Origin of the sequence: Desulfovibrio sp. An276, from assembly GCF_002159665.1 — a bacterium.
In the GTDB taxonomy this organism is placed as follows: domain Bacteria; phylum Desulfobacterota; class Desulfovibrionia; order Desulfovibrionales; family Desulfovibrionaceae; genus Desulfovibrio; species Desulfovibrio faecigallinarum.
In genome coordinates, this window is record NZ_NFJC01000016.1 from 52,620 (window position 1) to 64,976 (window position 12,357).

At 56.3% G+C, this 12,357-nt stretch carries 9 protein-coding genes; 6 read left to right on the forward strand and 3 right to left on the reverse strand.

The window, feature by feature from the left end; genetic code table 11:
* Positions 1 to 101: 101 nt before the first annotated feature.
* Positions 102 to 1,349 carry a hypothetical protein gene (locus tag B5F76_RS08115; RefSeq protein WP_087353127.1) on the forward strand — a complete coding sequence of 416 codons (1,248 nt, stop codon included), beginning with the start codon at positions 102 to 104 and terminating at the stop codon, positions 1,347 to 1,349.
* Here B5F76_RS08115 and hypF read toward each other — a convergent pair.
* Entirely contained in the window at positions 1,327 to 3,783 is a 2,457-nt protein-coding gene (hypF, locus tag B5F76_RS08120) for a carbamoyltransferase HypF (RefSeq protein ID WP_087353149.1), read from the reverse strand. The genes B5F76_RS08115 and hypF overlap by 23 nt on opposite strands.
* A gap of 190 nt (positions 3,784 to 3,973) precedes the next feature.
* Here hypF and sppA point away from each other — a divergent pair, with 190 nt between their 5' ends.
* The gene (sppA, locus tag B5F76_RS08125) at positions 3,974 to 5,017 is read left to right on the forward strand and encodes a signal peptide peptidase SppA (RefSeq protein ID WP_087353151.1); all 1,044 of its coding nucleotides are present in this window, start codon (positions 3,974 to 3,976) and stop codon (positions 5,015 to 5,017) included.
* Between the two features lie 132 nt (positions 5,018 to 5,149).
* Here sppA and B5F76_RS08130 read toward each other — a convergent pair whose 3' ends face one another.
* Positions 5,150 to 6,883, reverse strand: a complete 1,734-nt coding sequence (locus tag B5F76_RS08130; RefSeq protein WP_087353129.1) for a 30S ribosomal protein S1 — start codon at positions 6,881 to 6,883, stop codon at positions 5,150 to 5,152.
* Positions 6,884 to 6,992: 109 nt separating this feature from the next.
* On the opposite strand from B5F76_RS08130, the gene B5F76_RS14870 reads away from it, so the two are divergent.
* Positions 6,993 to 7,445, forward strand: a complete 453-nt coding sequence (locus tag B5F76_RS14870) for a hypothetical protein (RefSeq protein WP_162608765.1) — start codon at positions 6,993 to 6,995, stop codon at positions 7,443 to 7,445.
* 18 nt (positions 7,446 to 7,463) lie between these two features.
* Positions 7,464 to 8,198: a sulfite exporter TauE/SafE family protein gene (locus tag B5F76_RS08135; RefSeq protein WP_087353131.1), complete on the forward strand. Its 735-nt coding sequence runs from the start codon at positions 7,464 to 7,466 to the stop codon at positions 8,196 to 8,198.
* An 86-nt stretch (positions 8,199 to 8,284) separates the two neighbouring features.
* Here the strand turns inward: B5F76_RS08135 and B5F76_RS08140 are convergent, their stop codons facing one another.
* Positions 8,285 to 8,611 carry a hypothetical protein gene (locus B5F76_RS08140; protein WP_239406999.1) on the reverse strand — a complete coding sequence of 109 codons (327 nt, stop codon included), beginning with the start codon at positions 8,609 to 8,611 and terminating at the stop codon, positions 8,285 to 8,287.
* Positions 8,612 to 8,959: 348 nt separating this feature from the next.
* Between B5F76_RS08140 and mutL the strand changes: the two genes are divergently transcribed.
* Together mutL and B5F76_RS08160 are read left to right on the forward strand one after the other, a co-directional pair.
* Positions 8,960 to 10,993: a DNA mismatch repair endonuclease MutL gene (gene mutL, locus B5F76_RS08150; RefSeq protein WP_087353137.1), complete on the forward strand. Its 2,034-nt coding sequence runs from the start codon at positions 8,960 to 8,962 to the stop codon at positions 10,991 to 10,993.
* 370 nt (positions 10,994 to 11,363) lie between these two features.
* On the forward strand, positions 11,364 to 12,357 hold a 994-nt coding region (locus B5F76_RS08160; RefSeq protein WP_144268426.1), incomplete at its 3' end, for an RNA-guided endonuclease InsQ/TnpB family protein.

Genomic DNA, 12,357 nt, shown 5'->3' on the forward strand with positions numbered 1-12,357 from the left:
CGCCAGAAAATGTGCGGAGGAAAATCTCCTTTCGGGACAAATGGCCCCAAAGGGCTTTCCCCGGGCTTGTGCTAAGCCTGGGGGGCAGGTACAAGGAGGCCATGACAAACAAGACCCTGCGATCCTTTCGCGTCACAACAGAAGACCAGACCCCGGTTCTGGAGCTTTTGACCATGGAGGGCTTTCGCTTCGAGCCCGAGCCCTTTTCCGCAAGCTGCTTTCGCCTTGTCGAGGAGCCCTTTCCCCTGGGAAGCTCGCTTGCGGCCCATTTCGGCTATGTCTACATCCAGGACAGATCCTCCATGCTGCCCCCTCTGGCACTCTCCCCTCAAAGGGGGGCTGCCGTGCTCGACATGTGCGCAAGCCCTGGCAGCAAGACGGGATTTCTGGCCCAGATGGTGGGAAAGGACGGCTTTGTTCTCGGCAATGAGCTCTCGCACTCGCGCCTTTATACCCTGCGCATGAACCTGCAGACTACCAATGCGGTCTGTGCCGGGACATGCTCCTTTTCGGGCGATGCCATCCCCTTGGTGGAAAGCTCCTGGAAGAACATTTTGCTGGATCCGCCCTGCTCCGGCTGGGGAACGGTGGAAAAGAATCCGAAGGTGCTCGAGGTGTGGCGCGAGGACAAGGTCCGCCCCCTCATTGTTTTGCAGCGCAGGCTTCTTGCCAGGGCAGCCGCCCTGCTTGCGCCTGGCGGAACAGTGGTCTACTCCACCTGCACCACCAACAGCGAGGAAAACGAGCAGCAGGTGGCCTGGGCAGAGGCAGAGCTTGGCCTTGTGCGCGATCCCATTGAGCCCTTTGCGGGCTTTGCCTGGGACGATCGGGCAGGAAGCGAAGGGACACTGCGCGTGGACGGCAAAAAATCCCAGGCCCAGGGCTTCTATATCGCAAGGCTCAAAAAACCCGGAACCAGTCCCGACACAGACAGGATGTCCGGAAAGTCTCTTCCCATGCCAGGGGAAATGAGCAAAAGTGCCCTTCACTGTGCGACCATTGACCCGGAACTTTTGCCCAACGGGCGCATTGCCGTCTTCTCGGGCACAGTGCGCCTTTTGCCTGCCCAAAGCCTTGAGCTTTTGCCAGAGGGCTTTGTCTGGCAGGGCTTCCCTCTGGGGCGTCTTGGAAGCGGCGGCTTTCAGGCAGAGCCAAGGCTGAGGGCCTTCATGAGGGACAAGGAACAGGCTCTGGTCCTTGAAAGTGTGGCCGAGGTGCGCAGCCTTTTGAGCGGCGCAAGCATGAAGACCGGTCTTTCCGGTAAGGAAGCAGGGTTGTGGCTGAAAGACTTGCCCCTTGGCAGGGTGAGCTTGCGCAACGGCAGGGTTATTGCCGGCTTTGGCAAATGATGGTCTCCCCCTGAGACACCATATTGTTTTCGAGCAGGGCAAGGCCAAAGGCTGCCTGACCCAGGCTTATGCCCCCGTCCCCGGGAGGAGCCATGTGGGGGACAAGGACCTGAAAGCCTTCCTCTTCAAGAAGGGCTGCAAGCGCTGTGCGCAAAAGGGTGTTGTTGAGAACACCTCCGGCAAGGGCCAGAGTGTTGCCCAAAATAACGGTTTTCCTGCTCGCGGCAAGACGGCTCAAGGCTAGGGCTAGGCTGTAATGAAAATCCAGGGCGACAAGGCCTGCGTCTATCCCGTTCTCGCGCAGCGCAAGGGCCCTTGCAAAGAGGGCCTGTGAGCTGACTGTGCCCATCCCCTTGGCAGTTCTTGCAAGGAAAGCGTCCGGCTTTGGAAGAGTCCCCAGTTTTTGGCGAAGGGTTTGCCGTATGGCCTTGCAGGAAACGTCCATTTCCGGAAGCGTGCGCAGGGCATGGGTTTCCAGGCGGATAGCGGCCTGCCCCTCGTAGCTTGTGCTGGTTGTGATATCGAGCAGGGCAGAGACTGCGTCAAAAAGGCGCCCGCAGCTTGAGGTTTGGGGCGTGTTCAGCCTGCGCTCAAGCATTTGCAGGACAATTTCCCCTTCTGTGCCGTACTTTTCAAGCATGGCCTGCACAGTTGCCTGCGCGCCAACGTCCCTTGCAAGAGTCAGGGCAATACGCCAGGGGGCCCTGGTAGCCCTGTCCCCGCCAGGAAGGGCAAAGGTGGAAAGATGCCCTTCCCTGCGCCAAAGAGCTTTTGGAAGATCCATGGACAAGAGCTCGCCGCCCCACACGGTCCCGTCCTCTCCAAGGCCAAAGCCGTCAAGGACAATGGCCAGGGCAGGCGCTGTTACCTTGTGTTCGGCAAGAACGGCAGCTGCGTGGGCCGCGTGATGCTGCAGGCGCGCCAGGCAAAGCCCATTTTTTTGCGCCATTTCTGTTCCGCAGATTGTGGAGGTGAAGTCCGGGTGCAGGTCCGTGACAACAAGGGCTGGTTCCACCTCCAAAAGCTTTGCGAGATGGTTAAGGACCTCTTTGTAGAAGCCGGCTGTTGCGACATTTTCCAGATCCCCGGTATGCTGTCCCACAAAGGCGTGGTTTTTGCGCGTAAGGCAGATGGTCGCCTTGAGGTCAGCACCCATGCCGAGAACGGAAGGTCCTGAGCGGCCGAGATCAATGGGTGAAGGAACAAAGCCCCTGGCCCTGCGGAAAAAGAGCGGGGCATGATTCTTCTGGCATTTGTCGAGCACAAGGACACTGTCGTCCACGCGGCAGAGGATGTCGCGATCGTGCAGCAAAAAGCAGTCGGCTGTGTCCCCCAGGCGCCGTATGGCCTCCCTGTTGCCAAGGCATATGGGGTCACCGCTGGCATTGCCCGAGGTCATGACAAGGGCAGGCACCGGACGCTTGAGCTCATCGCAAAGCTTCTGCAGATGGTGGAAGAGGACAACATGCAGGGGTGTGGTGGGCAGCATGACTGCCAGGGTTTCGAGATCCGGGGCAACACCTTCGGCCAGCCTGTGCTCAGAAGCCACACAAGGGCGCTTTTTCAGGATGACAGCGGGCCTTGCCGGCGAGGAGAGCAGCTTTTTTTCCTCAGCGTCTGCAAGGCAGATGTTCTCCACAGCGTCCATGTCCCGCACCATGAGGGCAAAGCTTTTGTGAGGACGGTTTTTTCGTGCGCGTAAAGTTGCGACAGCGTTTTGATTGTGCGCATCGCAGGCAAGCTGAAAGCCTCCAAGGCCGCGCACAGCGACAATTTTTCCCTGCAGGAGGGCCAAGCTTGCGGCAAGGAGGGCTTCCTGTCCATGGATTTTGCTCTCCCCTGGCGCTGTGGCATCCGTTTTTTGCTCCACAAACCAGAGAGCGGGGCCGCATTTCGGACAGGCTATGGGCTGGGCGTGAAAGCGGCGATCCAGCGGGTCCTGGTACTCCTTGGCGCACTCTTCACACATGGGAAAGCAGGCCATGGAGGTGACGGCCCTGTCGTAGGGAATGGAGCGCGTTATGGTGTAGCGCGGGCCGCAATTGGTGCAATTGGTGAAGGGATAGAGGTAGCGGTGATTGTCCTTCGCGAACATGTCTGCCAGACAATCGTCGCATATGCCTACATCCGGGCTTATGAGTACATTGTGTCCGTGCTGGCCGTGGCTTTGCACAATGCGAAAGGCTTCTTCCCCCTGGACTACTTCCGTCTCCTCTGTCTCAAGGCCTGTCAGGGAGGCCAGGGGAGGGAGCCTGTCGGCAAGAAGTTTGGGGAAGGAGCGGACGTTTTCGGCCCTTCCCTGCACCTCGATATTCACGCCAAGGCTTGTGTTGCCCACATGTCCCGTGAGCTCAAGCTCTTTTGCCAGCCTGAAAACAAAGGGGCGAAAGCCTACGCCCTGCACCTGTCCCTTTGCTGTGACGCGCAGGCGCATAAGAGTCTTTTGGGAAGATGTGCACTGTGTGGTCATATGCGTCCTTGCCTGTTTGCGGTTTTCCCTGTCGGCCGTCTTGTCAGTCGGCCCTCAGGGTCTTGGCAAGGGGCCCGGCAGGCACTACCTTGTCGCAAAGGAGGGACATCCCTCCCGGTATCCCGAATCACGGACAAATACGGAAGGATTGGATATGCAGGAAGAAAACCGCACGCCCGACAGCGGGCCTGAAACAGGCAGTGTCACTATGCCAGCAAAGGAAGAGAGTGACAAGGAAGGCAGGGCAGTTTTGCAAAACGTAACACTTGCCACAGTGCCGGACTATGTGTGGAAGCGCATCGCAAAACCCTCCTTTTTCGCAAGGCATCCCATTCTTGCGGTCCTGTTGCTGCTTTTTGTCCTTGGTCTTGCCTTTGGTCTTGGCAAGGGTGCTGGTTCCGGCGCAGGCCCGGACATGGTTGCGGACGAGCCCTCGCTTGCCCTTGTCGCCATCAAGGGCCCCATTCTGGATGTGACCAAAGAGCTCGAATGGGTGGACAAGATAGCCCTGGAAGACAACATACGCGGCGTTGTCCTACGTGTGGATTCCCCCGGAGGAGGTGCCGCAGCCTCGCAGGAACTCTACTCGGCACTGAAAAGGCTCGCAAAATCGAAGCCCATCGTGGTTTCCATGGGCAGCACTGCCGCCTCCGGCGGACTCATGGTGAGCATGGCAGGCGAGCGCATCTTTGCCAATGCCTCCACAGTAACTGGCTCCATTGGCGTTCGCATGGACATCCCCCAGGTGCAAAAGCTCATGGAAACCATTGGCATAGGCAAGGAGACCCTGACCACAGCACCCTACAAGGACGCGGGCTCTCCCCTGCGCCCCCTGACCGAAAAGGAACGGGCATATCTCGACGCTGTGCTCAAGGACATGCACAACCAGTTTGTGGGCATTGTGGCCGAAGGGCGCAAGATGACCCAGGAGCAGGCAGCTGCCCTTGCGGACGGGCGCATCTTCACCGGACGTGAAGCCATGGAAAGGGGCCTTGTGGACGAAATCGGCGGCATGCGCGAGGCCATAGACTGGCTTTCCGAAAAGACCGGCGTGGACAGGACACGGGAGCTTGTGGAAAAGCCGGAGGAAGGGACATGGCTCTCGCGCCAGCTCTCGACCATGGCGCACTCCTTTGCCAGGGGCATGCAGTCCCTGAAGGAAGAGGCGCAAAGCCCGCAGTTTCTGTTCATGTGGTGATGCGAAACAAAGCCTGAGCAACCAGGGCTGCAAAACCGGCTGCAGGGCCTTGTTTGGCCCTTGCACAAAAAAAGAGGGGACAGATCCAAAAGGATCTGTCCCCTCCCGTCTTTGGAGTGCTGTTTTTGAGGCCTAGTTCTTGTCGTCCTCGGCGGGCTCGGCTTCCATGGTGGCGCGCTTCAGAAGCTCGCCCAGATTCATGGTGCCAGCCTCGGCAGGACCGGCGTGGTATTCCTTGCCCTTCTCTTCGGCTCGGTTGTGCACCTGCTTGAGAGAGAGGCCCAGGCGGCGCTCTTCGGCGCTCACGTGGATGACCTTGGCTTCGATTTCCTGACCGTCCTTGAAGAGCTCGGAAGGAGTCTTGCCCTTCTTGCCAAGACCCAGTTCGGAGACGTGCACAAGGCCTTCGACGCCTTCCTCAACCTCGACAAAGATGCCGAAGTCGGTGATGTTGGTCACAATGCCCTTGATGGTGCAGCCAACGGGATAGGTGTCCGGCACATGGGCCCAGGGGTCTTCGACCAGCTGCTTGATGCCCAGGGTGAACTTTTCGTTGTTCTGGTCGACAGTGAGGACCTTGGCCTGCACTGTGTCGCCGACCTTGTAGAATTCGCTGGGATGGCGGATCTTCTTGGTCCAGGAAATGTCGGAAACGTGGATGAGACCGTCGATGCCGTCCTCGATGCCGATGAACATGCCGAATTCGGTGATGTTCTTGATGGTGCCCTCAAGGATGGTGCCTTCGGGGTACTTCTCGGCCACCAGCTCCCAGGGATTGGGATGGACCTGCTTCATGCCGAGGCTGATGCGCTTCTTTTCTGCATCAACGCCCAGGATGACAACTTCCACCTCTTCGCCCGTGTGCACAAGCTGGGAAGGATGGCGCAGCTTGCGGGTCCAGGAAATTTCGGAAATGTGCACAAGACCCTCGACGCCGGGCTCAAGCTCCACAAAGGCGCCGTAGTCCACAAGGTTGGACACCTTGCCATGGACCTTTGTGCCCACGGGGAAGCGGGCGGCAATGTTTTCCCACGGATCGGGCACAAGCTGCTTGAGGCCCAGGGACACCTTGCAGTGCTCGCGGTCGAAGGAAAGGACCTTCAGGGTGAGATCCATGCCCAGGGTGACCATTTCCTTGGGGTGACGGATGCGCTTCCAGCTCATATCGGTGATATGCAGAAGGCCGTCCAGACCACCGAGGTCCACGAAGACGCCGTATTCGGTGATGTTCTTGGCCTTGCCGGTGACAATCTGGCCCTCTTCGAGGGTCTCCAGCAGAGCCTTGCGTTTGCTGTCCCTCTCCTCTTCGAGCAGGACACGGCGCGACACTATGACATTGCTGCGGCGGCGGTTGATCTTGAGAACGCGGAACTCAAAGTCCTGGTTAACCAGTGCGTCCATATCCGGAACAGGACGAAGGTCCACATGGGAACCGGGCAGGAAGGCTTCCACACCGCCGATGTCCACGGTGTAGCCGCCCTTGATGCGGCGGGTGATGCGACCGCTGATGGTCTTGTTGTTTTCCTGCACGTCTTCGAGCTGATCGAACACCTGCATGCGCTTGGCCTTTTCAAAGGAGAGGATGACTGTCCCCTCGCTTTCGTCCTTGCGGTCCACATACACGTCGATCTTGTCGCCTACCTTGACGGTCACATTGCCTGCACTGTCAAGGAATTCGCTTGTGGGTATCTGTCCTTCGGATTTGAAGCTGACATCAACCAGAACATTGTCGTCACCAACCCGGACGACTTCTCCTTTGACGATGGAACCTACTTCGATCTCGCCAAAGTCGGGGGTTAAGTAGTTCTCGAGGGCAGAACCGAAATCAAAGGTATCGGTGTCACGCCCTGCTTCCTGCATTGCCATACTGCGCCGGCCTCCAAACAGAATTTATGGTCCGTTATTGGGACCAATTTCGGGCGTCTACAAAAAAAGAAGAAACTTGTCAAGGAAAAGACTGGAAATCCTTTTGTCCATGACTGTGATTGCCTTGGAAAATCATGCTGTTTCGCACACAAGGCAAGTACTGTATTTTCAATACGCGAGAAAATCACTATGGTATTTGGGAGAAATATCTCTGATGCATCCATCAACTGCCTGTGATTTGCGCTCGCTTGTTCCGCACAAGAAAGAATGTGCATGTGTCTGTCAGGCAAAACATTATCTACTGCAAGATGTGCTATTGTGTTGCCGCTTTGCCCTGGGCCTCCGATTTGCCGCAAAATCTCACCCTCATTTTCAAGGCTGTAGCGGAAAGGGAAGAAGGAAGCCTCAGGAGAAACAATGCAAAAGTCTTCCCTCTATTGTCGTTGCAGGGGCAAATCACTATACTTGCGCAACCCTTGCCTTCTTCACCCTTCTTCACCCAAGGCGGCAGCCTTCGCCGCAAGGCCCGGCAAAAAAACGCCTTGCCGGGCAGTCAGCCTGATTGTCGCGGGACAAAGTTATGGAACTCGAACTGCTGGTTTCGGTATGTGCCTGGTTTTTTGGCTCCTTCATCTGCGGCCTGTGCGGCCTTGGAGCTGCCATCATAGCCATGCCCTTTATGATGCTGGTCATGCCTGTTCAGAAGGTCATTCTTGTCTCCTGTTTCACGGCAATAGGGCTCACCGCGGCCATGGCCTATGTGTATCGCAGGCATTGCCCCTGGAAAACGGTCCTGCAGATGATTGTCGGCGCCCTTCCCGGCAACGTGGTAGGCCTCTTCATCCTGAAATACGTGCCGGCAACGGTGCTGGAAATTGTTGTGGGCATGATGCTCATATTCTGCATTGTCGGCATGCAGCTTCTGCAGAATAGGGGCAGAATGGAGAGCAACCTCAAAAATGCCCTGATAGCAGGTTTCTTGAGCGGCATGATTGGGACAAGTATTACCATCGACGGTGCGATCGTGGGCCTTTATGCCCTTTTGATCGGTCTTGATCCCATGAGCTTTCTGGGCTTCACAAGCGTGTTCTTCTTCCTGCGCAATCTTGTGACCGACATCATGCAGGCAATGGCAGGCCTGTACACGGAAGAAATCGTCACCTATGCCCTGTACTGCCTTCCCGCATCCGTCCTGGGGTTTGCCCTGTCCGTTCCTGTTGTACGCAAAATCAACGTCAATGCCTTCCGCATAGTAGTCAAGGTCGTCATCCTGCTTGCAGGGATCATGTGTCTTTTGAGGGGGCTTTGGGCCTAGGCCATGTGCCAAAAAAAGGGGCAGACCTGCCTTCATGCAAGTCCGCCCCTGAAAAGTTCGGGAACAAGATCGGTAACGATGGGGCCCTAGGCGTAGCCCAGGGTCACGGGATAGTACTGCGCAGGTGTTTCGGTCACGCGCAGGATCTGAACGCTGAACATGCCGTGTCCGCTGCAGGACGGGCAGCCGTTGGTGACAAGAATGCAGGTTGGGTCAAGCTCCAGCGGATCAATGCCGGCTGTACGAAAGAGCTCGCTGGTTTTGCCCTGTTCCCAGATGACAGGCGCGCCGCAAACACCGCATTGCACGTAGACCATTTCGGGATCAAAGCCCTTGTGCAGTGGGTCGGGGTACCTGCTTTCACTTACTGTGATACAGATCGGATATGTCTTCTTGTTGCTGATACTGGGCATATGTGAATTTCCTGTTGCAAGCCGAGGAAAAGGAAAAGTCCTGGAAAAGGCAGTTTGCGCACAATGGACAGAAAGTTCTGGCTGTCCTTCCTGCAAACTGCTGACTTGATCCTGGCAAATGCCCTCCATATGTACGGGGACATTCTGACAACTATCTTTTTATTAACGAAAACTGTTTTCGTCAAGAGCCCCAAGGCCACAGCTTTCCTGCAGGATCCGGACTATGGCAGACCTTGCTCCTGTCCGGTCTTTTCCCTAGAATTTTTGTTTGCGAATGAAGCTGTACTATGGGGTTAAGCCCCAAATCGTGTACGATCCCAACCGACGCTTTTGAAGAAGGAAGAACCCATGCCCCTGCCCAGAATTGTGCTCTTGCCCCCGGAACTGTGCAATCAGATAGCCGCCGGTGAAGTGGTGGAACGTCCTGCAAGTGTTGTCAAGGAACTGGTGGAAAACAGCCTGGACGCCCTGAGCACCTTTATAGAGGTGCGTCTTGAAAATGGCGGTCAGGGGCTTATCCGCGTGCAGGACAATGGCACAGGCATGGCAAGGGAAGACCTTGAGCTTGCACTCACAAGGCATGCCACAAGTAAGATACGCACAGTGGAAGATCTGGAAAACATCAATTCCTACGGCTTTCGTGGCGAGGCCCTGCCGAGTGTTGCCTCGGTTTCGCGCTGCACCCTGACCTCTGTGCCCCAGGGAAGCGACGAGGCATGGACCTGCAGGGTGACCTTTGGCAGGCTTGAGGGGATGGAGCCCTCTTCCCTGCACAGGGGAACCATTGTCGAAGTGCGCGATCTCTTTGCCAACGTGCCAGCCAGGCTCAAGTTTTTGCGCGGCATCCCCACAGAGGTGAAACACTGCCAGGACTGGCTTTCAAGGCTTGCCCTGACAAGGGCAGACGTGACCTTCCGCCTTGAGAGCGAAGGCAGGGAACTTGTGCACTTCAAGGCCGGACAGGACGTCTTCGATCGCCTGCAATCCATGTGGCCGAAGCTTGTGACCGAAAATCTCGTGTCCCTCGACAGGGTTGCCTACGGCATGCGCGTGCACGGCTTTGTCTCGCGCCCGGGTGTCAGTCAGCCAAAGAGCAACAGGATACTCATCTTTGTCAATGGCCGCAGTGTCAGCGACAAGAAGATATTCGCTGCCATACGCGAGGCCTACAAGGGCAAGATCACAAGCAGGGATCACCCTCAGGCAGTGCTTTTTCTGGAGCTCGATCCGCACGAGGTGGATGTGAATGTGCACCCTGCCAAGAGCGAAGTGCGCTTTCGCGACGAGAAAAGCGTCTTTCGGGCCATCCTTGCAGCAGTGGGCCAGACACTGGAGCGTGCAGGCTCTGCCAATACCCCGGTCACGGAGACGATTTTTCAAGACTCCGAAGACGCTGGGCCTGGACAGGAAGTGCAGAAGGCCCCCTTCTCTGCCGATTCCGGCATCCACGAAGCCTCTAGCCGGCAAGAAGATCGCAACGACAATTGCCCTGATGCCCCTCTTGCCCGCCCCTTTGTCTCTAGGCCCGTGGGCTTTTGGGGAAAGGCAGACGAAGAGCTCAACCCTGGCATGACCATTGGCAGATCCAGGGAGCAGGAGACGGACATTGAATGGTTCGTGCCCGAGGAAGATTGCGCGGCACAGGCAAATGCGTCGCAGGGGAATGTAGCCCGGGATGCAGACTCTTTTAGGGTGGCAAAGGCCTTTCCCGAGGAGCCGGCCAAAGAGGACGCCGCACGCTATGAGCCACTCTCCTTCACCTCCAGACCCCTGCCGGCAGAGGAGGAGAAAATTGGGCCTTGCGAGGACGAGGATTTTGCTTCCGGCACAATCAGGGGGGTGACCTATCTTGGACAGGTGGCCGAAACCTACCTTGTTTTGCGCGATGCTGCCGGAGCCCTGCTCCTGCTCGATCAGCACGCGGCCCATGAGCGCGTCCTCTATGCGCGGATACGGGCGCGCGGGTACTGCGGCGAGGGGCAGGGACTGGCTGTTCCCCTGGAACTTTCCCTGCACGCAAGCGAGTCCCAGCGCTTTTTCGAGGTGGCACAAAGGCTTGCCGAGCTTGGCTTTGCTGCCAGGATGTCCGGCATGACCCTGATTGTGCGGGCCATACCGGCCCTTTTGCAAAGATCCGAGGCTATGCAGTTCTTGCGCGAGGTTTTGGCAGGAACAAGGGAAGAAATGGACGCGCGCTTTGCCTCCATGGCCTGCAAGTCCGCCATCAAGGCTGGGGATACGCTTGCCCGCGACGAGGCCCTCTCCCTCTTGCGCCAGTGGCTGGCTACACCCGACAGGGAATACTGCCCTCATGGAAGGCCCATTGTGCTGCGCTGGGATAAAGCCGAGCTTGAAAGGCTTTTCAAGCGCCGCCAGTCCTGAGCCCGTGCGTCCAAAGGGGCGCTGAAGACTGAGGATTACCAAAATGCGCTGTAAAGCCCAGTCCTTCAGGGCGGGGATATAAGGCGCCCGCCAGCCTTTGTCTGCTTAATGTCCTGCGTGTCAGAGCTATAGAAAAAAACAATACACCGCATACTTAAAAGCTAAATCGCTAAATAAATACTAAAAAACAGACAAAACTCTTGACAGCCACTCAATAATCAAGGAATATTTCCTTCGAAGCGTCTAGAAAGACCTTGCCAACCGCTCTCCAGTGTTTGTGGCAAGCAAAGAGCAAATCGGCATAGAGGAGGATTCATGATGCTGTACCATTTCAATCCTTTGATATATTTCGCACAAAAGTGATATTTGCATGAAGATTATCCACAAGGGCTTCACTTTTCGTCTCCTGCCAGACAAAAAGACGGAAAATCTCTTTCGGCAATTCGCCGGATGTTGCCGTTTGGTCTGGAATCTTGCCCTTGAAAAAGAGAAGACAGCCCTTGACAAGGGAACCAAATTTCTGGGGTATCACGCCCTGTGCGACCAATTGATGGTCTGGAAGGGAAAGAAAGAATCGAAGGAAGAAGCAAAAGTTTTCCCCTTTCTTGCTGATGTACACTCCCAGATTCTGCAGCAGAGGATGAAGGATCTGGGCCAGGCCGTCAAAAGATTTCGAGAGAGCGAAACAGTTGGTTTTCCAAAATTCAAAAGAAGGGGGCGTGATGACTCTTTTCGCTATCCACAGGGATTCAAGCTGGATGAGGGGAACAGCTATATCTATCTTCCCAAAATCGGCTGGGTTCGCTACAAAAAAAGCCGGGACATTCAAGGCACACCCAAGAACGTAACGGTTTCGCTTGAAGCGGACCACTGGTACGTATCCATCCTTGCGGAAATCGAGATTCCCGATCCTGTACACCCGTCCCAGGAGGCCGTTGGTCTGGACGCAGGCGTTGTACGCTTGCTGACACTTTCGGATGGCAGCTTCATAGCGCCTATAGACGCTCTGCGCAAATACGAGGAGAAGGTAGCCAGTCTGCAACAGGAGTTGAGCCGAAAGGAAAAGGGGTCTTCGAACTACAAAAAGGTTCAGGCTCGCATAGCGAAAATATATGATAAGGTTGTCAATACTCGCAAGGACTATCTGCACAAGGTGACGACAGAGATCAGCAGGAAATTTGGAATTGTCGTAATTGAAAATTTGCTGGTCAGGAATATGACCCGTTCGGCAAAGGGCACTGTAGAAGAGCCCGGGCACAATGTGAAGGCCAAATCAGGGTTGAACAAGGCCATCCTGGACCAGGGATGGTACGAACTTCGACGCCAGTTGGCCTACAAGCTGGATTGGCTTGGTGGAAAACTCA

Bases quoted from the DNA above. Each gene is read 5' to 3' on its own strand.
- sppA (WP_087353151.1), top strand. From the start codon at position 3,974: ATGCAGGAAGAAAACCGCACGCCCGACAGCGGGCCTGAAACAGGCAGT.
- mutL (WP_087353137.1), top strand. From the start codon at position 8,960: ATGCCCCTGCCCAGAATTGTGCTCTTGCCCCCGGAACTGTGCAATCAG.
- B5F76_RS08130 (WP_087353129.1), bottom strand. From the start codon at position 6,883: ATGGCAATGCAGGAAGCAGGGCGTGACACCGATACCTTTGATTTCGGT.
- B5F76_RS08135 (WP_087353131.1), top strand. From the start codon at position 7,464: ATGGAACTCGAACTGCTGGTTTCGGTATGTGCCTGGTTTTTTGGCTCC.
- B5F76_RS08140 (WP_239406999.1), bottom strand. From the start codon at position 8,611: ATGCCCAGTATCAGCAACAAGAAGACATATCCGATCTGTATCACAGTA.
- B5F76_RS08115 (WP_087353127.1), top strand. From the start codon at position 102: ATGACAAACAAGACCCTGCGATCCTTTCGCGTCACAACAGAAGACCAG.
- B5F76_RS14870 (WP_162608765.1), top strand. From the start codon at position 6,993: ATGACTGTGATTGCCTTGGAAAATCATGCTGTTTCGCACACAAGGCAA.
- hypF (WP_087353149.1), bottom strand. From the start codon at position 3,783: ATGCGCCTGCGCGTCACAGCAAAGGGACAGGTGCAGGGCGTAGGCTTT.